Below are 21,269 nucleotides of genomic sequence, written 5' to 3'. Positions count from 1 at the left end.
AACTGTTCACTATTCACTGTTAACTGCCTATCACTCCTGCATCGCCACCAATCTCGCCTCTTCCAACGCGGCTGTACGGTGCCGGGTGGCTTCGCGGTATTCGGGGTCGGCCAGCATCGAGGCGAAGGCCTGCTTGGAGGGATAGCGAACCAGCAGGACGCTGTGCCAAGTTTCCCCTTCCGGCGCAATGACACCCGCCAGGGCGCGCCCTTTCCAGACCATCTCGCCGCCTACCCCCTTGACCTTGCCAAAGGCCACTTCGGAATACTTCTGGTAGGCCTCGCGGCCGCTGTAATCGGCTTCGCCATCTTTGTACTGCGCTTTGTCGCGAAAGCGCAGCAGGTTGAGCATAACGATAGGAGTGTCATCCGGTAGCGAGGCCAGGATGTCGGGCAGGGTCTTCGGATTGGGGTCGATAACGGGACGGTCAGCCATGAACGCTCCAGAGTCTCAGTTGTCGTTATTGTCCTATCAGATCACCATGGGCCAGATGCAAAGGCAAGAGAAGAGCCAATTACGACATCGAGCCAGACAAACGGGCCGCTCATGGCAGAGTAATCTGAATCTGTTCGGCCGCGCAGAGCTGCTCCAGCTCCCCCATCCAATCACGGGGAAAACGCAATGTCATGACCACGGATTGGCCATAGCTAACCTCTTCCACCTGCCCATCATGACATGCAGCCCAATGCCTGAGCCGCTGTTCCTGCGCAAAGCCCATCTCAAGCCGACACAGTACTTGCGGCACACTCTCTACCTTTTCGGCCTCCGCCAGCACCGACTCCGCCGCTGCCGCGTAGGCGCGTACCAGCCCCCCTGCCCCCAGTTTCACGCCACCAAAATAACGGGTCACCACGACCAGCACATCACTCATACCCTTGTGCTGAATGACGTTAAAAATGGGTTTGCCTGCCGTGCCAGAGGGCTCGCCATCATCGTTCATGGCTGCCTGGGCTGAGGCGGGGTTACCCAGCAGGTAGGCATAACAATGGTGAGAAGCATCCGGGTAGCGTTGACGTGCCTGTTCAACGATAGCCATGGCCTCATCACGGTCGCACACCGGTCTGAGCCAGGTGATAAAACGGCTTTTGTTGATGGTGATTTCCCGGTCTACAGGACCGGCAGGAACAGGATAACCGTGGATGACAATGGCTCCGGCTGGGGCATGACACTCGCTATGCTAAACTCCACAGCATGAACCCGAAACCCTCTTCTGCCAGTCTCAAACGCCGGCGCCAACTTACGGTGATCATGGCGCTGTTGTTCAGTGGCGTGCTGTTTCTGCCGTTAAGCCTGGCGCTTTACCAGGACGGCAGTGTCTTTTTTCTCTTGCTGGTTCTACTGCTGTGGCTGGCCTGTGGCCGATTTGTCTTTCACCTGCTTTCCCCCGGCAGCCCAAAACAAAACGGGCGACCCAAGGCCGCCCGTGATGATACTCACACCCAGGATCAGTGATCCAGGTAGAGGTAATGTCGCCAGCTCATCATCCGTAGCAGGATCCGGCGGATGATCGCTACATGGTGCAGATGTTCTGTGTACACCGCTGCCTGGGCACTGACCCCCATGGGCAGGGACTGTACTTCGTCATTCCCTTCCAGCTCGATAATCACCATGGCCTCGTTATCCATCTTCTGGAAAGCCGCGCCACCTACCAGCGCCTGACCGGCAGCCAGCTGAGCTTCGGCAATGGTCGGCATCACTTGCACCAGCTTACCGCTGAAAACCTGGCCCGGCAGTGATGTGAAAGCCATCTCAACCTCTGCGCCCGGCTCCAGCCGCAACAAGGATTGCTGACGGAATGCGGCAACGTAGAGCCGCTCTTCCTGGTTGATAAAATTGGCAACAGGCTTGAGGGGCAAGGGTACAGCCATCATGCCTGGGCGCACCGCCAGCTGGGTGACAAACCCGTCCATTGGCGCACGGATTACGGTGTTCTCCAGATCGAAGCGAGCCTCCTCAAGCTGCGCCTTCACTGCTGCCACGGCAGGGTCGTCCCCATCCACTGAACCATCGAGCTGGGTCTCGGCTTTAGCCAGTGCAGCCTGTGCGGCGTCAAGATCCGCCCGGCTGGCAGCAACTCGCTCTGTTTGGGTATCGATTTGCTGTCGGCTGAAAGCATCTGGCGCGCCCTGGTACCGGCGCAGGGTCCGCACCGCCTGGTCGCGCTTGGCAGTGGCTTGCATCACTTTGGCGCGGGCTTCCGCCACCGAGGCCACATTGCCTTCGGCCAATTGTCCGGTATCCGCCAGTTGCGCTTCGAGCTGTGCCACACGCGCCTCGAAACGGGTGCTATCCAGAATGACCAGAGGGTCCCCCTTCTTGACAGGGGTGTTAGGCTTCACCGGAACTTCCAGGACCCGCGCCCGCACCTCTGACACGATAGGAGTCACCACATAGATCTGGCGCACCTTATCGGTGTAGGGGTGGTTGTAGTTCATCGCCAGAATAATGGCACCAATCAGTACGATACCTCCCAGAATGGCGGTGGGCACCGTCCATTTGTTCAACGGAATCTTGAAGACCTTGAAGATAAAGACACAGATGGCGGCATAAGTCAGGAGAATCAGCGTTTCCATCAGGCATTCCCCTCCAGCTTGCGCTCCAGGGCATCAATTCGCTGTGCCTGGGCATCGAGAGTTTGCTGCATAGACAGTAATAATGCCTCATCGCTCTTCTGCTGTTCCTGTATTTGCTGGAACCCCCAACCCCGCTCGGGGCGATACAGGGTGGCCCAGATCCAGAGGAACGGCCATAAGACATGCAGGGTAAAGAGGCTTACCCAACCGGCAACATGAATTGCATCCTGATGGGGGTGGTCACGGTGTTTGGCGATATCGTATGGGATGTCGTGAATGACAATGACGCCGTAAAACAGCACCAGCGCCACAAACAGCAGTAGCCCAAGAGCAATATAATCAAGCATGGAGATTCCTTGGTGTAGTAAAGCAAAGCGTTCCCGCAATCTGCCCTCATGCTACCAGAAAACCTTCACAGGAAAGGGTGACACAATTAAAGATCTTCACCGCAACCGCGGTAAAGCTTCTGATTCAGCGTTACCGAGACCTGATACGCAAACTCCGCTCCGCTCATTCCATCCTCACAACCGCCCTTCTCTATCTCCACACGCAGGGCGGCTGACTCCGAGGTAGATTCGTACAATGTCACGGTATCTTCAGTAAGAGCACCAGCGTTAGGAACGGTGACGGTTCGTTGCCCATAATCCCCGACAAACACCAGTACCTCTTCGGGTACGATGACCAGATGCCAGCCCGGCTCATTGCCTTGGGCCCAGAAATCGGCCCCACGCTTGCGGGCCTGTTCCCGGTTCATGATCACTGCGCCGCTCTTGACCGAGCCGACTTTCTCCAGCATCAGGGTCATATCGGCCGGCACTCCGGCACTGAAATCCACGTCGTTGCGCTGGGTGGTTGTCCATAGCAACTCACCCCCTGCGCCACGAATTTCCGCCCGCACCGCGTACGTCATGGCCCGTTCTGGATCAACGGCATCCGCCTGGTAGCGTAACGCAAAAGGCACCGGCACCTGGCCAGGGGCATCAATATGCTGCTCGGCAATGATGTCGGCAGGCGCATCCATCCGCGATACATCAGCGAGGGAAACCGTCAAGGTCGCCCCTTCCGGCATGGCGATTTTTTCCCGGTACATGACCTTGCCAGAGAGAACCCGCTGTTCGCCTTTTACTGCAGGCGCCTCCCCTGTTGCGCGAGGGTCATTATCACACCCCGCCAGCAATCCCATGGTCAAAAGCAGCAGGGACATCCAGCCCAGAGTGATACCCGAATGAGATCCCATCATGACAGCACCTTCAAAAGTTCGAATGAAATATGGACCGAGGGAACCTCTGAATAATTCCTTGCATGCTCAGTTTTTCAGGCTGGTTCGCCCCCTCTATGGGTCAAAAGGTAAAGAGGGGCGCGATTTTGAAGGTGTATGTCCATCCATTGAAAAAGCGCAACAACGAGTGCGGGCCAGCCTGGAAGACCCTACGTACCCTGACGAGCATAAAGGCGCGGCCTGAAGCCCACATCTGCTGCGCCTTGCCTTTAGGAAAGGGAACCACCCTTACCGTCGAGGCAATACACAACAGCTGCACGCTTCAGGACACGCTGAGCATGCAAGGAGTTATTCAGCGGTTCCACCAGACCCGCCGCGACGGTTCCCTTGCCCGGCTGTGCTCATCAGGGTACCCCAATAACAAGAAAGGCAGCCAGATGGCTGCCTTCTCGGTCGATCAGGATGTCGCGCCGGGTTTACCCGAAGGCGGCCAGTCCGGTCTGAGCACGGCCAAGAATCAGGGCGTGCACGTCGTGGGTCCCTTCATAGGTATTCACCGCTTCCAGGTTCATGACATGGCGAATCACATGGTATTCATCGCTGATACCGTTACCGCCGTGCATATCACGGGCCTGGCGGGCAATGTCGATGGCCTTGCCACAGTTGTTCCGTTTCATCAGTGAAACCATCTCTGGCGCCCACTGCCCGGCATCCATCAAACGCCCCAGCTGCAATGCCCCCTGCAGACCCAGGGTGATTTCGGTCTGCATGTCTACCAGTTTTTTCTGGATCAACTGGGTATGGGCCAGCGGGCGTCCAAACTGTTTGCGGTCCAGGGTGTACTGGCGCGCCGCCTGCCAGCAAAATTCCGCCGCCCCCATGGCGCCCCAGCTGATGCCGTAACGGGCCTTGTTAAGGCAGCTGAACGGACCTTTCAGTCCTTCCACATCGAGATGATTTTCTTCCGGCACGAAACAGTCATCCAACATGATTTGGCCGGTAATCGACGCACGCAGGGAAAACTTGCCTTCAATTTTCGGCGTGGTGAAACCCTCGGCACCGCGCTCGACCACGAAACCGTGGATCTTGCCCTCCAGGTTGGCCCACACCACCGCCACATCGGCAATGGGCGAATTGGTGATCCAGGTCTTGGCGCCATTCAGCAGATAACCGCCATCGACCTTTTGGGCACGGGTACTCATGGAGCCGGGATCCGAGCCATGATCCGGTTCGGTCAGCCCAAAACAGCCAACCCATTCGCCGCTGGCCAGTTTTGGCAGGGTCTTGCGCTTGATGCTTTCACTGCCAAAAGCATGGATCGGAAACATCACCAGGGATGATTGCACGCTCATGGCAGAACGGTAACCGGAATCCACCCGCTCTACTTCCCGGGCCACCAGCCCATAGCTCACATGGTTGACGCCAGCTCCACCGTATTCCTCGGGAATGGTCGGGCCCAGAAAACCGAGCGCCCCCATTTCGTTCATGATCTCGCGATCAAACACCTCATGCCGGTTCGCCTCCAGCACCCGCGTCATCAACTTGCTCTGGCAATAATCATGGGCAGCATCACGAATCATGCGCTCGTCTTCGCTCAGCTGGCCTTCCAGCAATAGCGGATCTTTCCAATCAAATCGTTGCATTACTAATCCCGTTCGTTTCATTCCGCAGGGCGGAAGTTTCCGACCTGCGGGTTTCGTTATTCATTATTAACTATTAATTATTCATTGCCTCTCAATCACCATGGCGACCCCCTGGCCCAAGCCGATACACAGGCTGACCAGGGCATAACGGCCACCACACGCTTCCAGCTGACGCAGCGCTGTCAAGGCCAGTCTCGCACCAGAGGCGCCCAACGGGTGCCCCACCGCAATAGCCCCACCGTTGGGGTTAAGTCGCTCATCATCACCGGCAATGCCCAGCTGTTTGCAACAACCCAGCACCTGGGTCGCGAAGGCTTCGTTGATTTCGATCACATCCATCTGTTCCAGGGTGAGGCTAGCACGGGCCAGCACCTTGCGGCAGGCTTCCACCGGGCCCAACCCCATCAAGCGGGGTGACACGCCGGCCACCGCGCCGGCCAGGATACGGGCTCGAGGCGCAACCCCGGCGGCATCACCGGCTTCAAGGGAGCCCAGAATCAAGGCCGCCGCGCCGTCATTCACACCAGACGCATTACCGGCGGTGATGATACCGCCCTCCACAATCGACGGCAGGCCCGCCAGCTTGTCGAGCACCACGGCGGGGCGGGGATGCTCATCGGCAGTGACGTCCAGCGGCGGCTGCTTGCGCCCCTGAGGCACAGAAACCGCTGCCAGCTCCTTATCGAAAAAACCCCGCTGCCGTGCCGCTTCATAGCGTGCCTGGGAGCGAGCCGCAAAGGCGTCCGACTCTTGCCGGCTGATTCCCAGCGCATCAGCAATGTTCTGGGCGGTTTCGGGCATGCTGTCATCCCCGAATTCCGCTTCCACTCTCGGGTTCGGGAAACGGGCGCCAATGGTGCTGTCGAAAATACGCAGGTCGCGGCTGTAAGCCGCCTCGGCCTTGGCCATCACGAACGGGGCCCGGCTCATGGACTCGGTGCCACCGGCAATCAGCAACTGCCCTTCACCACAGCGAATGGCCCGGGCGGCATCCAGCACCGCCGCCAGACCACTGCCACACAGACGGTTGACGGTAATGCCCGCCACCGATTCCGGAAGCCCTGCCAGCAAACCGGCATGGCGAGCCACATTGCGGGCATCTTCACCGGCCTGATTGGTATTGCCGATGACGATGTCTTCATACGCGGTGAGCGCAAAAGGATTCCGGTTAGTGAGGGTACGAACCACGACCGCCAGCAGATCATCCGGCCGTACCGGTGCCAATGCACCGCCGTGACGACCAAAAGGGGTCCTCAAACCATCGTAGATATAGGCATCAATCATTGTTGTTCTCCGTACTGGCAGCACAGCATTGGCGGCACAGATTGTCCGCTATGCGGAATTCAATTCCAAAACTTGACGGGCAGCATAGGCCGTGACAGAGTCCGGTGCAAGTGATCCACAGCGATCTCCTACCCGATCGACACGACAACCGGACCCCACCATGATTCGTGATCCTGAAACCCTCAACCAGCTCGTTGATACCATCGCCCGCTTTGTTCGCGAGCGTCTGGTGCCCGCAGAACAGTCCGTGGCTGAAAACGATGCCATACCAGAGGCTATCGCTGAAGAAATGAAAGCCATGGGCCTGTTTGGCCTGTCGATTCCAGAAGAATACGGCGGCCTGGGTCTGACCATGGAAGAAGAAGTGCTGGTGGCCTTCGAGCTGGGCCGGACCTCCCCCGCGTTTCGCTCTCTGATGGGCACCAACAACGGTATCGGCGCCCAGGGGATTCTGATTGATGGCACCGAGGCACAAAAACAGCAATACGTCCCCAAGCTGGCCACCGGCGAAGTGATCGGTGCGTTCTGCCTGACCGAACCGGATGTGGGATCAGACTCCGGTGCGGTAAAAACCCGCGCCGACAAGGATGGGGATCACTACATCCTCAACGGCACCAAACGCTTTATCACCAATGGTCCTCATGCCGGGTTGTTCACCGTGATGGCACGCACCGACGCCAGCATTCAGGGCGCCGGCGGCGTGACAGCCTTTATTGTGGAAGGCGATACCCCCGGTATCAGCCGCGGCAAGGCCGATGTAAAGATGGGACAAAAAGGGGCCCATACCTGCGACATCATTTTCGACAACTGCCGGGTCCCGGCGGAGAACATCATCGGTGGCAAGGAAGGCGCAGGCTTCAAAACCGCCATGAAAGTGCTGGACCGCGGCCGCCTGCATATCTCTGCGGTCTGTGTCGGCGTTGCCATGCGGCTGATTGACGATGCCCTGAGCTTCGCCATGGAGCGTACCCAGTTTGGCAAACCCATTGTCGAGCATCAGCTGATTCAGGCCATGCTGGCCGATTCCCGTGCCGAAGCCTTCGCCGGCCGCGCCATGGTGCTGGAAGCCGCTCGCAGCAAGGACCGGGGCGAAAAAGTGAGTCTGGATGCCTCCTGCTGCAAACTGTTCTGTTCGGAGATGGTGGGGCGGGTTGCCGACCGAGCCGTCCAGATTCACGGCGGCGCAGGCTACATTGCCGAATATGCGGTGGAGCGGTTTTACCGGGACGTTCGCCTGTTCCGTATTTATGAAGGCACCACCCAGATCCAGCAGATTGTCATTGCCCGTGAGCTGGCCCGCCAGGCCACCCATGCCTGACAAGGCAGGATCCTCACCCGCTGTGACGCCATGAGAGCCCTTTCTTGCCCCTGCTGAACGCAACGCTTCCGCTTTGCATGCTGGGCACGCTGCTGTTTCTGGTGTTCGACCTGGAAACCGGAGCGTGGCTGGCACGGGTAGCGCTGCTCATCTACCTGCTGGTGCAATGGCCCCGTCAGGCTCGCATGGCCAAAGGCATCCTGCTGGTGACCTTGTTATTGGCGGGCATCGTAGTTTGGCGGCTGCCGGAGCCGGTGCCGGTATTGCTTCAGGCGCTGGACCGGCTCTGTTTCTTTGCCACTTTCGTCTCGTCGCTGGGCCTGCTGCGTGTGTCTGCCATGCGCTCGCGGCTGGTCCGCGAGGCAGGCAACACCCTGATCCGGCAAAAACCGGCGTTACGCTACCCCACCCTGTCGCTGGGCACCGCCCTGTTCGGCTTGATCATCAATATTGGGGTGCTCAATCTGTTTGGGGCCATGGTCCAGCGCAGCAACACCCTGAAGGCCGCCGGCGGGCACAGCGATATTCAACTCGCCCGCGAGCAGCGCATGATGCTGTCGATTCTGCGCGGCTTTGCGCTGGCACCGCTGGTCTCCCCGCTGGGCGTCACCATGGCGGTGATCCTCGCCAACATGCCAAGCCTGACCTGGGCAACATTGGCACCGGTGGCACTGCCGACGGCAGCCCTGTTCTTCCTGCTGGGCTGGTGGCTGGACTGGCGACTGCGGCCACAACACCTGGCCAGCAAGGTACCCGCAACCCGGGCGCCGTCCCTGCGCCCACTATGGCACTTCAGTCTGCTGGCGCTGGCCATCACCCTGAGCGTGTTTGCGGTGGCCGGGCTGGGCGAACTGCGGCTGCCTGTGGCCGTGCTGGTAGCGTGCCCCGCAGCCGCCATTATCTGGATGGCCTGTCAGCGCCGACGCCTGGGAGGCGGCACCGGGCTGCCCCGTGCCCTGACACTGCTGGGCCGCCACTCACGACTGATATTCGGGGCAAGCCGGGGCGAAATCGCGGTACTCGGTGGCTCTGCCTGTCTCGGCGTCCTGCTGACGCCATTGATTGACGTGGACGCCCTGCACGCGCTGCTGATCTCCACCCACCTGCACGGCGCCGCCATGGCCATTGCCGCCATGCTGCTGGTCGTGGCATTGGCACAATTGGGACTCAACCCCATCGTGTCGGTCACGTTACTGGCCACCCTGCTGGGGGATGGCAGCCTGGCCGACCCGCGTTTGCTGGCGGTGGGCATGATGTGCGCCTGGAGCCTGTCGATGATTTCTTCCCCTTTCACGGCCTCAATGCTGGTGCTCAGCCAGCTGATCCGGCGTTCGCCTTACCAGATTGCCTGGCGCTGGAACGGGGTGTTTTTTGTGCTGGTGGTGCCAATGTTGGCGATCTGGATGATGGTTCTGGGACAGGGGTTATGAGCACATTGGTTTCGCCCGCAGCAACCGCCACCCCATGGCCGAATCAGGCGGCAAAATGCCAGACCCCTTCCTTGTCCTGGCGCTGCACGCGGCCCTGCTCCATCAAACAATTGAGGTGGGCAATGCTTTCCCCCATGGCAAACATGAGTTGCTGCACATCCAGTTTGCGATCAAACATCACCGGGAGAATGTCATGGGCGCTACGGGCCTGAGAGCGACACTCTTCCCACACCACCTCCAGCTGCCGTTGGTGATGGGCCACCAGATCACTGATGCGCGACGTCATGCCGCGAAAAGGCAAGCCGTGGGCGGGCAACACCAGGGTGTCGTCTGGCAAGGCATCACGCAGCGCCGTCAGGCTGTCCACAAAGGCGGTGACCGGGTTCGCCTCCGGTGCGGACGGGCGCACCATCAGGTTACTGGAAATGGTCGGCAGCACCTGATCGCCACTGATCAACACGCGATCGCTGTCGCGGTACAGGCACAGATGCTCCGGGGAATGCCCTCGCCCAATGTGCACCTGCCAGCGCTCACCATGGATGGTCAGCGAGTCCCCCGCGCCGATCAGTTGCGGATTCTCCGGCATCGGCCGTACCACCCGGCGAAAGCCGTTGCCCTTGCCCGCCACCTGATCCAGCACCTCGCCCCCCAGCCCATGGCTGCCAAGAAACGCCTTGAAGCCGCTGATGGACTGCTCATCGGAAGACGCACAGATCATACTGGCCAGTGCCCACTCGCCGGCACTGGTCACCACGGGGGCCTGGCAACGCTGCTGCAACCAGCCCGCCATCCCCAGGTGATCAGGGTGATAGTGGGTCACCACAATGCGGGTCAGCGGTTTGCCGTCCAGCTGTTCGTTCAGCAAGGTATCCCAGATCTTCTGGCTGGAACGTACGCCAAGCCCGGTATCCACCACCGTCCAGCCGTCGCCATCTTCCAGCAACCAGAGGTTGATATGGTCCAGCGCGAACGGCAACGGAAACCGCAACCAATACACGCCCTCGGCGACCTTGAATCGCGTCCCTGCCGACGGCAGATCAGTGAACGGATACTGAAGAGACATAACCAACCTTGTGTTTTTCACAGAGACCTTTGCGCAGGAACGTCACAGGCGGCGCGCTTGCACAAAGGACGTCGTTTTTTTGAAAGGGAGCCCGCCCATGCGAGCCTGGATGATTGAAGACAAGCAACTGCAACTGGCGACCCTGCCGGATCCCAGCCCCGGGCCGGAAGAGGTCGTCGTGCAGGTTAAGGCCATCGGCGTCAACCGGGCCGATCTGCTGCAGGTGCAGGGTCGCTACCCCGCCCCGCCGGGCACCGACAGCCGTATCCCCGGTCTGGAATACGCCGGGGTCGTCATCGCCGTGGGGGAACGGGTGCAATCGCGGCGCGTGGGGGATCATGTCATGGGCCTGGTGCCCGGCTGCGCCTACGCGGAACAACTGGTGACCCACGAACGCGAAGCCCTGACACTGCCGGCCGGCATGGACTTTGCCCGCGCAGCCACGCTGCCCGAGGCTTTCCTCACCGCGTATCGCGCCCTGTTTCTTGAAGGCGGACTGCAACCTGGCCAGTGGTGCCTGATTCGCCCGGCCACCGCCGGTGTTGGACTCGCCGCAACCCAGCTCGCCGCCGCATTGGGCGCGCGCCCCATCGGCAGCAGCCGCGACCTGAGCAAGCTTGAGACCGCCAGCGACATGGGACTGGACGCACAGGTCAGCGACGACGACACCCTCAAGGCGCAACTGGATGCGGTCACCCATGGGGAGGGGGTGGCGGTGATTCTGGATATGGTCGGGCCGCAGTGGAATACCCTGCTGGGCAGCCTGCGTGTCGAGGGTACGCTGGTCAATATCGGTATTCTCGGCGGCATGAGCACCGAGCTGAATCTGGGCGCCCTGTTGATGAAGCGGCAAACCCTGAAAAGCATGACCATGCGCAGCCAGCCGCTGGAAAAACGGATCATGATGAGCCAGATCTTCAACGACCGACTGGCTCCGCTGTTTGCCAGCGGCAAACTGTTGCCTCTGCCACTCGAACGCTTTGCCTTCGACAACGCCATTGCCGCCCATGAACACATGGCCGGAAACGCCTTCAGTGGCAAACGCGTGATTGTGGTTGGCGAGTAACGGCATCGGGCCCAACGTGCAACAGTATTCAAAACACTATTTCACGTTGGGCAACACCGCCTCAATGACCAAAAGACTCAACCGCAACCTGAGACAAGGGGGCACACTCCGGGATTAGAACGTAAACCCGGCCCCAAGGCTGAAGGCGTACACATTCATGTCCGCGTTGAATTCGGCATCTCCCACCGCCGCGTACTGGTACTGGGGCAGGCCCGGTGCCCGGATGAAGGTGCGCTCCATGGTCGCGGAGACATCTTCAACACTGATGTACTTGAAATCTGCGGCCAACCACCAGTAGTCGCTGATACGCCAGTCCACGCCAAGTTGCCCCACCCAACCGAACTTGTCCTCAATGTCGAGCTCGGGCTCGCCGACTTCGGTAAGTGTCGCGTTAGTGACATGGCTGTCATAGGTGAACAGGTAGACCACACCTAAACCCGCATAGGGACGAAAGTCACGATCATTACGGAACCGCTTCACCAAGGTAACCATTGGGGGCGCCACTTTGGTCTCGGCTACTTTCTCACCCAGTGCGGGCACCCCGGTGGGAATGCCATTGGCTTCCGTGACCAGTGGCACATCAGCAAGGCGTCCCTTGGCTTTCAACTCCAGTGTGGGGGGAAGCGCTGCCATAGTTTCCACTGACCAGCCACCGCCCCATAATTTCCAGCGTAGTTTGTAGCCAATAGTCGCAGCCGGGATAGTCAGAGGATCACTGAAGGCCTCCCCTTCCTGCTCGCCCGGCTCAACGGCAACCTCTGCAATATCTGACAGGTTGCTCAGCGTGATGAAATTGGTCTTAACATCCGGGCTCATATAAAGCGCGCCCAATCGAAAATACAGCCGATCTTCACCAAAGATGTCCTGGGTGAATTTCACTCCTGGATAATCCGGGCCATACATTTCCTGGCTGGCACTGGCGTTGGCACTGAACAGGCCCAGCAACCCGGCCAGCACCACCCCTTTCTTGTTATAGCGACTCTTTGTCATGATTAACGCTCCCCCGCGTTTTCTTGGCCAGCAGTGGTCAAACGAGCATGGGTCGGGTTATTGACGACGCGAATGCGAAAGTCGTCCTTGTCGATCCCCAGTTCAAGTGATCCCACTCCTTCTTGGGGCAACACGCCACCAAGGATCAGATCAAGCAAATCTCCAACACCGGGTATCAATGCTCCAAGATCCACACTCAAATTCAGGGATGCAGCAATTGCAGAAGCATTGCTGGATTCCAGCGTAATTTGGCCATTGCGAAGGAACTTCACCGGACCGGTCAGGTAAGCTGACACGGGCAGACTTCTTACATTGGCATCCGCCACATTTGGCAGTGCTTCGCCACCAGGGAGCAACGCGGAGAATAGACGCACATCCGGCGCGTCCAGCCACGCATCAAGACGGGTAATGAATACAGGGTCGTCAGTTTCTACACCGGTTTCCGGGTCGATGGCATTGATTACGAAACCTCGCAACGGTTGCGGAGCCATATCGTCATAAGGCCGAAAACGTAACACCAATGCGCCAGTTTCCAGCGGAAGTGGAATCAGATCACCCAGGATCGGAATGGCCAAGGTGGCATTGGCGATCAGGGAGGTACCCATTACATGCTGGGCATTGATTTCAACCGGGATGGCGGTGTCACCCAGGGTTGTAATGCAATAGATATCACCGTCCGCATCTTCCTGTGTTGCACACCAGCGGCCCGGCTCTTCTTCCACCAGACCGATATAACTGAGGTCCAACGGTGCCTTTGGCAAGAACGCCATCGGCAAGGCCGCATGAGTAAAGATCTGGTCACCGTCATCAAGATTGGCCCCGCCAATCAGCCCTCCGGTGCTTTTGACATGACCCCGAGCATGATTGTTGACCGCTTCGAATTCATCGTCATCCCAAACCCCATTGCCATTCACATCGGTGTACTCACGTGTCAGCACTGTAGCGTAGGCGGCGCCGACATCCGGTGTTGCCGTAAAGTCGATCAGGATCGATGGTCCACCTTCACAGGGCTCGTTCTTGAACGGTCCGCAAGTCCCCATGCCATTGAGAGGGTCAGTATTGATGGCCAGATTATTGAACCGTTCATGACTGCGGAACACCGGCTTGCCGTCGTCCCCTCCGTTGATCACCAGACGGTAATCATTACCCGCCACGATCGAATTCGGCGCAGGCACAGCCCGAATGCGCAAGCTGTTACGCCGCGCTGACAAGTCAATGTTCTGCCAGTTGCCATTGACCTCTTGGGCAAGACACATTGCACCGCCATCGCAAGACTGGCCATCAGCGGCAATCTGCCCGAACGTCATGGTTGTCAGGTCCATGGGCATGTTGAAGCTGACTTCAATAGGACGGCTGAGATCATAGAAAAACGGGTAGTACAACGAATCGTCTTCAAGACCACCGACGCAACGGCCGGCCATCTTCAAGGTGTTGCCCTGAGCATCCTGCTGTTCGACCCCGCGATCCTCGAGTGCACAGCCGATGCCTGGGTACAGCCCCAGCACTACCGGAGGCAATACCGGAGCGTCGTCATTGGCAGCATAGCTCGCGGTATCAAATACAATCTGACCAGTGCCGTCGGTAGCATCACCAGGGACAAACTGAAGATGGGATGGCTCATAGATATCCATGTCCTTCAGCTCGTCACCCAGATCCAGTTGATATCGCACGCCGGCGTCCAGTTCACTGAACGGGGTAATCACCAGGTTGGAGCCACTGCTACGTACCTGTATAGGCACGGGCTCGCTGCTGTCCTGGCGGAACAATTGCACCTGTTCCATGCCTTGCGCACTGACCGGTTCATTGAAAACAACAATAATGTTGTTGCTGGGTTCAACCTGTGTCTGGTTATGTTCCGGGAACGACCCGGTGGCTTGCAGCGGATCACGATTGATCTGGTCGAATTCGAAATCCACGTCGGCCCGCACACCCAACGCAAAATCCGCGCTCACCTTGGCGGCCCCGCTCAGCACATCCAGCTCCAGCGTCCGGAACACCTCGAAGGTCAGCGCACCGTCTTTAACATCGACTACACCCACGGCCTGGATATGCATCAGGTTCTGGTTCACAGAAGCATTGCCGCGTGGCTCCACCGCATGCATGGCAAGATCAAAATTCATGTGCACATACATTGGCGCAAAATCATCGTCGGGCTGAAAACCTTCCGGACGATAAGGATTGGTCGTCAGAAAACCGGTAACATCTGTGACGAAGGTGCCAATGATGTCGCCCGTAAACATGGGCGTGCGTACCTCACCTCCCAGCATGATCGGATCAATACCGGTAATGCGGAGCTGTTGCCCTGCCCGGGCAACCACCGGTACGGCCTCCACGTGCTCGTCCGGGCGGCCCATCCAGCCTTCCAACACCAGCGGACGGGCATCCACCTGGGTTATCCCCAACGCCTCAGTGACCAGATTGAATTGATTCAATGGCAAACCATGAAGCCGGGACATTTCCGGGTAGCCAGGATCGCCCAGCGCGGGCTGGGCTTTCATCAACTGTTTGATTGGGGGATTCAGATCCGCTACATCATCCTTTGACTGTCTGGCAGTCAACTCGAAGGTCACAGGGGCAATCACATCCTCGTCAAAATCTTCGAGTCCTTCCAGAGTCAACGTGTAAGTCTCACCGCCAATCAAATCGTCCTTTGGATCCAGAGTGATGTAGTGACGCTCGTTAAGAATCGCCACATCCACCAATTCCCCTGAGGCCTTGTTTTCAAGTTTGACGGTGTCACCGTAACGGACGCTGGTTTCAACCAGCGGCTCGGTAAAGGTAATCCGTACGGGCGAAAAATCCATGAATGGAAAACGGGCGGAAGCTGTCGCCTCCGGCAGGTAAGTGCCCGGTTTTTCCTGATTGATGGACAGCACCGCAGGGGCCTGATTCGGCACTGGATGGTATTGACGGGTACGGAAGGTCACCAGGGGGCCCTCCTGCTTCAGGTTCACCACACCCGGCGCAATCTCGGGAGACACCCAAAGACTGTATTCTTTCCCCGCTTGCAAATTTTCCATGGAAAAGGTCAACGTGCGATCCCGGTTCGACACCGTCGCACTGCTCAGATCGACCAGATTGCCTTCATCATCCGCAAGACAAAGTGCCCCACTGAAGCTATCACCATCGGCCTGGCACCCTGATTTAGCCGCGGCTTCATCAATCCGGTTAGAGAAAGTCAGCAGCAGCTTGCTACCCAGCGGCAGATCCACCATGCCATCTGATGGATAGGCGTAGATCAGTGCATTGCCTGGCTCAGGAGGAACAAAGACATCCGGGTCTTCTTCACAGGCTTGCAGCAGCGGCAGCAGCAGCAGGCAGGAGATCGCGGGGAATTTTATTGTACGCATCATGTCACCCTGTTCTTGTTTTCGGACTACATAGTCACGGAGAGCGTGTCATGCGTTCGATGGTGCGCTGGTATCCAGGCGTTAGCGTTTGTAATTCAAAAGTTCACATAAATCAGCGTTTTATCTACACTTGGCGTATACACGGACAGATCGAGTGTTTCTGTCTCATTTCCAGACGCTATCTTTTAAGGGGTTTCCCTCCACCCACTTGAGCATGTGTGAATATGCGTTTATCAATTTATTGCTTAACAAAAGAGTGACAAAAAAAACCGCAGCATGACGTTTCTTTTCATGCCGCGGCCTGATTGAAGAGTATTCAATAAGCGTTAAGCCGGTTTCTCCCTGATGTCCACCGCTTGTTCGTCCACAATCGGTTGGGCGCCGGCGTACCAGACACTGTCTGTGCTGCCATGGAAAACCCGTTTTGCCGTACGCCTGGCCATCTCCAGCAACAACAGCCCGGCCAGCAATGCACTCCCGTCTACTGCCAGGGGGCCCGGGGCGGTTTGCACCCAGGCCGGCACGGCGGGAATCAGCCAGGCCAACAAGGCAGTCATTGGCACGGTGAGCCAGGCCAGGCCGGCGAAGGCAATCAATTCCACCGCCCCCCGGCCTGGCCCACGCCAGAATGCCCAACCGACCGACGCCAGAAACACCAGGTAATAGGCCCACAGGTAAAGGGAGTCCGCAGCCATGGTGCCATGCAGCCATTTGCCGGCACTCATCGACAGGGCGATCCCGGCCACGGAGCCCCAGCACACGCCAACGGTCGCACTGGCCATCAACCGGGTGTTGCGCTTTTGCTCTAGCGGCCCCCCGTTGCGGCGCTGTTTGCGACGCCGGGTTTCCACCCACAGCAGATTACCCGAATAGAAAATGAACGCCCCCGCCAGGCCCATGAAGACATAAACCCAACGCATGAAGTCGCCACCATAACTGCCAAAATGGAGCGCGAAGATACTGATGACAATCTCGGTCCAGGGATCTTCCTGGCCCGGCAAGTACTCCGTGCCTTCCAGTTCGGCAGTATAGGGATCCATGGCGGCAAAACCCCGATCGGCACCCCGCACCATATGCTCCAGATTCTCACCGGCAATGCGCACTTCCGCTCGCTCGCCAAGCGGCCCCATGTACATCATTTCGCGGGGGACAAAATCCGGGGCCTGGGTTTTCAGGTTGGCCAACAGCGCCTCTGGCGGTAACAGATTTTCTGCCACCGTGTCGACGCCACGGTCATGGTGCTCGTGCATTTCGAACAGCGGCCGTTCCTTGTAAACGGTGACGGAAAGCGCGTCGTACAGAAAGTCATGGAAAGCGAAGACAATCACCGTCAACGCAATCATCAAATGAAACGGCAAGCTGGTCAGACCCACCACATTGTGGGCATCCAGCCAGAACCGTTTGAGGTTTTTGCCACGACGGACAATCAGAAAATCCTTTACCAGGGTCGGTAACAGCACGACCAAGCCAGACACGATGGCCAGCGCATACAAGATGGACACCGCACCCATCACATAAACACCAAAAAGATGGTGCCCATTCCCGGGGATGCCTGCGGTCTGATGCAGCATATCAATCAGATTCGCCATGGGAGACGTTTCAAAGGGCGCGGTAACCAACTCACCCCGCTCATTCAGCGTCGCGCCCCATGGCTCCTGGGGATCAAATCGGGAGCGCTCGGGATTGGCATCCCAGACCAGCGGTGCCCCTACGTTCTCTCCCGGCTGAAGATGCAAGGTAAACCCTTTGGCCGCCGCCGGATGAGCCGCCAATGTTTGCTGCATCAGAGGCAACCACTGATCCTCAGCCACCCACTGGATGTCATTCCCGGGCGGGGTCGCCCAGCGATCCAGGGGGCCCTTGAACATGGTCATGGCGCCCGCAAAGAACGCGATGAACAGTGCCATGCCGGCAATCAAGCCCGTCCAGGTATGGAGGGTCTTGTAGGTCTTGATAATATTGGCTCGCAATTTAGCTGGCTCCAAGTATCTGCGGTGTCACAAACAAGGCAACATGGGCCGCCGCGGTGACGGCACCCAGCACCAGCCACGCTCGCAACCCGGTACGGAACAAATAGACCAGACTCCATACGGTCATCCAGTACAGCGGAATCACCCACATGTTGAACTGCACCTTGTTGGGGGCGTCCAACCCACCCGGCCCCCACCAGGCAAACAGACCGCTGATGGCCACAGCCAGCCCGAGGCCGAGCAGTGCACCGGCCAACGTCTTACTGATCCAGTCCGGCTGGATGGTCGCCGCTTTCGACTTTGCCATTATTTACCCTCCGCGTTTTTCAACAGGGACAACAACGGCAACACGCCCAACACCAGCATCAACATCACCAGCGCAGCAAAGAACCCTGCCTTGTCATCCATGACCCACATCCACGCCCCGACACTGGCCGCCAGAGCGATCAGCGCCAGCGGCCGAAGACCGGCGGGCAACGGTTGTTTCAACCACTGCTGATTGCTCAGGGTCAGATAAAACAAAAGGCCCGCGCCAACCGTGGCGAGGCCTGTAAAAAGGTATGTCATAACCTGTCCATTCTTTCGTGCCGGCCCGCCAAGGCGGGCCGGTTAACGGCGATCAATCACCAGCGATAGCTAACGCCAGCGGTGACATGACGAGCCGTGCCGTAGGAGCAGCCGTACTCGCTGCAGGAGCTAAGAAACTCTTCATCTGCCAGGTTGCGTCCGGTCAGAGAGAACATCACACCCTGCAAACCTATGTAGCGCATGTCGTAGCGAAGGGAAGCATCATAGAGTGTGTAGCTATCTACCTCGTAGGTGTTGGCCGCATCACCGTAGAGACTGTCCGTAAAGCGCGCACCGGCACCCAGGCCCAAACCACGCAAGACCCCTTCTTGCCATTTATAATCCAGCCACAGGGCTGCGCTGTTTTCGGGCACAAATTCTTTCACGTTGCCTTTCAGTTCGGGGTCCGTTTCCTTGCTGATTTCGGCATCCAGGTAGGTGTAGCTTACCGTGACACTCAGGCCATCTTCCTGCCAGGCCTTACCTTCCAGCTCTACGCCTCGAGTACGGGTTTCGCCGGTCTGACGCTGACAGGAGTTATCTGCGGTACAGGCGGCGCCGGCAGGTGGAGCAGGATCGGACACCACCAGATTGGTTTGGGTGAGATCGAACACGGACAGGGTCACCAAACTGTTGCGGCGCGGCGGCTGGTATTTGATGCCCAGCTCGAACTGCTCGCCCTCGGAAGGATCAAAAGCACTCTCACTGGAATCGAATCCGGTCAGCGGCTCGAAGGAGGTTGCATAGCTGGCATAAGGCGCCGCCCCGTTATCAAACAGGTAAGTGGCTCCGGCACGCCAGGTGAAAGCATGATCATCAGAACTGTCTTCAGAAGCGATCACTGTGCCCGGTGCCGCCCGGTTCATGCTGCCCTGATTGGCTTCATAGTCAAAAAAGTCCTGGCGTGCGCCCAGAGTGAAACGCCAGTTATCCAGGGAAATCATGTCCTGCAGATAGACCCCGATTTGTTCATCACTCACATCGGTGAGAATTTGCGGTATCAGAGCATCCTCAAAACCAGCCGTGCCGCTGTACACTGGATCAAACACATCAATCGGCGCTACCGGGGTTCCCGGGTCTGGCGACATGGGCCATACCAGATAGCGATCATGGTTCCAGTCGGTGCTCAAGTAATCGAGCCCCATCAGCATGCTATGGCGCATGGCGCCTGTGTTGAACACCACCTTGAACTGGTTATCCACGGCGATACTGTCCAGTTCCCCTTCGCCACGAACAGCCCTTCGTAGCATGGTGCGATTATCCGCCTGAAGGCCGTCATTAGGGTTGGCACGAGGGTTGGAAACAACCGTATCGAACAGGGATTCCACATGGCTGTACTTGGCGTTCTGGCGGAATGACCAGGCATCATTGATGTAATGGGTCAGGTCATAACCGATGGCCCACTGTTCACGATCATAGGTATTCCAGTCCGGCTCACCGAGGAAAGTACTGCGGTCAATGTAGCCGTACGGTGTGGGCTCAAGCATGCCCTTGATCGGCGAGAACTGGAACGTTGAGCCACCGTCGTCCTTCTGGTAGTAGGTGAGGAATGTGATCTCGGTGTCATCGCTGAGAAGCACCGTGGCACTGGGCGCAAGGTACGTGCGGCTAAGCTCGGTCTTGTCGACCTGGGAATCCCCTTCGTTGTAGCTACCGACGAGACGGCCAATGACCTTGCCGTTCTTGTCCAGATTACCACCCACATCGAAGGAGGCTTCGTACTGGTCGAAACTGCCCGCTTCTACAACGACTTCATTGGTTTGTTCAAACGTCGGGCGCTTGGCCACCATGTTTACCAGGCCACCTGGGGCTACCTGGCCATACAGCACGGCAGCCGGGCCCTTCACGACTTCAACGCGCTCCAGCCCCCAGGCGTCAACCTGGGGGGTCGTCCACTGGCCGCCACGCGGCATCCGCAGCCCGTCCAGGTAAAGGTTGTTACTCCAGCTGGACGCATCAAAACCCCGAATACGAATGTCGTCTACACGGCTATCGATCCCCTGGGTTTCGGTTTGCACTCCCGAGGTATAACGCACCGCATCCATGACGGTTTCAGAACCCCGATCATCCATCTCTTGACGGGTAACCACAGAGACGGACTGAGGAATCTCCACAATACGTGCATCCGTCTTGGTGCCGGAAGCACTGTGTGTCGCCATATAACCGTTGCTTGCCGCCCCCCAGGCGGACTCTTCCACAGTGGTCTGGGCAGACACTTCCACCGCTTCCAGGGTGTTGGCATCGGCCACCTCGCCAGCCTTGGCCCCCACCAGCACGCTGCCTGCTTCCGTGAAGGAGTAAGGCACCCCGGTGCCGGCCAGCAGGCTGTCCAGCGCTTCCACCAGCGGCAAGGTGCCGTTAACGGCGTTCACGGTGACGCCCGCATCCAGCCCCGGCGCTTCGACAAAACGAATGCCGGTCTGTCGGGAAAACTGTGCCAGAGCGCGTCCCAGTGCCTGGGCAGGCAGCGCAATGCGCACCCGCTGTTGTTGATGCGCACCGCTGGTGTCACCGGCCTGTGCCAACACGACAGGAGACAGCAGTGTGCTCCCCACGCAAACCACCCCTGCCAACAACCCGACACGTGCCGGGCGAGCCGATAAGATCATTATCTTCCCCTATCAATAATGAGAATGGTTCGCGATACTACTCTTGTTGCGAATGATATTCAATTACAAACCTGACAAATATCCGATCATGGTGACTTGATAGGGGCAGGCTAAGGAGAGAAATGTGCGGATCAGGGAGGAGTAGAAAACACGCCGCGGGCGACGGGCGCCAACGGCTTTCAGGAAC

Annotated in this window: 19 protein-coding genes; 5 read left to right on the top strand and 14 right to left on the bottom strand. The window is 58.3% G+C overall.

All coding sequences use genetic code 11. From position 1 onward, the window contains the following. Nucleotides 1-30: 30 nt before the first annotated feature. Nucleotides 31-435: a DUF1330 domain-containing protein gene (locus A15D_RS13635; RefSeq protein ID WP_102792375.1), complete on the bottom strand. Its 405-nt coding sequence runs from the start codon at nucleotides 433-435 to the stop codon at nucleotides 31-33. 109 nt (nucleotides 436-544) lie between these two features. Continuing rightward, the gene (locus tag A15D_RS13630) at nucleotides 545-1,099 is read right to left on the bottom strand and encodes a YigZ family protein (protein ID WP_081703704.1); all 555 of its coding nucleotides are present in this window, start codon (nucleotides 1,097-1,099) and stop codon (nucleotides 545-547) included. 92 nt (nucleotides 1,100-1,191) lie between these two features. Here A15D_RS13630 and A15D_RS13625 point away from each other — a divergent pair, with 92 nt between their 5' ends. Next, on the top strand, nucleotides 1,192-1,452 hold the full coding sequence (locus A15D_RS13625; protein ID WP_022986768.1) for a hypothetical protein: 261 nt from the start codon (nucleotides 1,192-1,194) through the stop codon (nucleotides 1,450-1,452). Here A15D_RS13625 and A15D_RS13620 read toward each other — a convergent pair. The 3 genes from A15D_RS13620 to A15D_RS13610 form a co-directional block, all read right to left on the bottom strand. Continuing rightward, the gene (locus A15D_RS13620) at nucleotides 1,446-2,573 is read right to left on the bottom strand and encodes an HlyD family secretion protein (RefSeq protein ID WP_022986769.1); all 1,128 of its coding nucleotides are present in this window, start codon (nucleotides 2,571-2,573) and stop codon (nucleotides 1,446-1,448) included. The two genes, A15D_RS13625 and A15D_RS13620, sit on opposite strands and share 7 nt — an antisense overlap. Then, nucleotides 2,573-2,920, bottom strand: a complete 348-nt coding sequence (locus A15D_RS17530) for a DUF3302 domain-containing protein (RefSeq protein WP_022986770.1) — start codon at nucleotides 2,918-2,920, stop codon at nucleotides 2,573-2,575. Before A15D_RS17530 ends, A15D_RS13620 begins: the two co-directional genes overlap by 1 nt. Nucleotides 2,921-3,006: 86 nt before the next feature. Beyond that, nucleotides 3,007-3,813: a YbaY family lipoprotein gene (locus tag A15D_RS13610; protein WP_102792374.1), complete on the bottom strand. Its 807-nt coding sequence runs from the start codon at nucleotides 3,811-3,813 to the stop codon at nucleotides 3,007-3,009. Here A15D_RS13610 and A15D_RS17265 point away from each other — a divergent pair. Continuing rightward, nucleotides 3,812-4,036 carry a hypothetical protein gene (locus A15D_RS17265; RefSeq protein WP_158245814.1) on the top strand — a complete coding sequence of 75 codons (225 nt, stop codon included), beginning with the start codon at nucleotides 3,812-3,814 and terminating at the stop codon, nucleotides 4,034-4,036. The two genes, A15D_RS13610 and A15D_RS17265, sit on opposite strands and share 2 nt — an antisense overlap. 232 nt (nucleotides 4,037-4,268) lie before the next feature. On the opposite strand, the gene A15D_RS13605 is transcribed toward A15D_RS17265, so the two are convergent. Both A15D_RS13605 and A15D_RS13600 read right to left on the bottom strand, forming a co-directional pair. Next, nucleotides 4,269-5,435 carry an acyl-CoA dehydrogenase gene (locus A15D_RS13605; RefSeq protein WP_102792373.1) on the bottom strand — a complete coding sequence of 389 codons (1,167 nt, stop codon included), beginning with the start codon at nucleotides 5,433-5,435 and terminating at the stop codon, nucleotides 4,269-4,271. Between the two features lie 81 nt (nucleotides 5,436-5,516). Then, complete coding sequence (locus A15D_RS13600; RefSeq protein ID WP_102792372.1) at nucleotides 5,517-6,719, bottom strand: 3-oxoadipyl-CoA thiolase; 1,203 nt, start codon at nucleotides 6,717-6,719, stop codon at nucleotides 5,517-5,519. A gap of 160 nt (nucleotides 6,720-6,879) precedes the next feature. Here A15D_RS13600 and A15D_RS13595 point away from each other — a divergent pair, with 160 nt between their 5' ends. Continuing rightward, nucleotides 6,880-8,037: an acyl-CoA dehydrogenase family protein gene (locus A15D_RS13595; protein WP_102792371.1), complete on the top strand. Its 1,158-nt coding sequence runs from the start codon at nucleotides 6,880-6,882 to the stop codon at nucleotides 8,035-8,037. A 44-nt stretch (nucleotides 8,038-8,081) separates the two neighbouring features. Beyond that, entirely contained in the window at nucleotides 8,082-9,467 is a 1,386-nt protein-coding gene (locus A15D_RS13590) for a hypothetical protein (RefSeq protein ID WP_022985113.1), read from the top strand. A 43-nt stretch (nucleotides 9,468-9,510) separates the two neighbouring features. Here A15D_RS13590 and A15D_RS13585 read toward each other — a convergent pair whose 3' ends face one another. Next, a complete protein-coding gene (locus tag A15D_RS13585; protein WP_102792370.1) occupies nucleotides 9,511-10,530 on the bottom strand; it encodes an MBL fold metallo-hydrolase in 1,020 nt (339 codons plus the stop codon). Between the two features lie 97 nt (nucleotides 10,531-10,627). On the opposite strand from A15D_RS13585, the gene A15D_RS13580 reads away from it, so the two are divergent. Beyond that, entirely contained in the window at nucleotides 10,628-11,596 is a 969-nt protein-coding gene (locus A15D_RS13580; RefSeq protein WP_102792369.1) for a zinc-binding dehydrogenase, read from the top strand. A gap of 114 nt (nucleotides 11,597-11,710) precedes the next feature. Here the strand turns inward: A15D_RS13580 and A15D_RS13575 are convergent, their stop codons facing one another. The 6 genes from A15D_RS13575 to A15D_RS13550 all read right to left on the bottom strand — a co-directional run bounded on the left by A15D_RS13575 (nucleotide 11,711) and on the right by A15D_RS13550 (nucleotide 21,082). Next, entirely contained in the window at nucleotides 11,711-12,586 is an 876-nt protein-coding gene (locus A15D_RS13575) for an OmpW family protein (protein WP_022985116.1), read from the bottom strand. A gap of 2 nt (nucleotides 12,587-12,588) precedes the next feature. Further along, nucleotides 12,589-15,939, bottom strand: coding sequence for an Ig-like domain-containing protein (locus A15D_RS13570; RefSeq protein WP_102792368.1), 3,351 nt, complete (start codon nucleotides 15,937-15,939; stop codon nucleotides 12,589-12,591). Between the two features lie 323 nt (nucleotides 15,940-16,262). Further along, nucleotides 16,263-17,906 (bottom strand): PepSY domain-containing protein, encoded by a 1,644-nt coding sequence (locus tag A15D_RS13565; protein WP_102792367.1) that lies wholly within the window; start codon nucleotides 17,904-17,906, stop codon nucleotides 16,263-16,265. Between the two features lies 1 nt (nucleotide 17,907). Then, nucleotides 17,908-18,213, bottom strand: a complete 306-nt coding sequence (locus A15D_RS13560; RefSeq protein WP_022985121.1) for a hypothetical protein — start codon at nucleotides 18,211-18,213, stop codon at nucleotides 17,908-17,910. Beyond that, nucleotides 18,213-18,473: a hypothetical protein gene (locus A15D_RS13555; protein WP_022985122.1), complete on the bottom strand. Its 261-nt coding sequence runs from the start codon at nucleotides 18,471-18,473 to the stop codon at nucleotides 18,213-18,215. Before A15D_RS13555 ends, A15D_RS13560 begins: the two co-directional genes overlap by 1 nt. A gap of 56 nt (nucleotides 18,474-18,529) precedes the next feature. Beyond that, nucleotides 18,530-21,082: a TonB-dependent siderophore receptor gene (locus tag A15D_RS13550; RefSeq protein ID WP_102792366.1), complete on the bottom strand. Its 2,553-nt coding sequence runs from the start codon at nucleotides 21,080-21,082 to the stop codon at nucleotides 18,530-18,532. Between the last annotated feature and the right edge of the window lie 187 nt (nucleotides 21,083-21,269).

The sequence above is a fragment of the Alcanivorax sp. MD8A genome, assembly GCF_002888555.1.
Taxonomy (GTDB): domain Bacteria; phylum Pseudomonadota; class Gammaproteobacteria; order Pseudomonadales; family Alcanivoracaceae; genus Alcanivorax.
The sequence above is the reverse complement of the archived record's forward strand: the minus strand, read 5'-3'. Positions and strand labels throughout refer to the sequence as shown.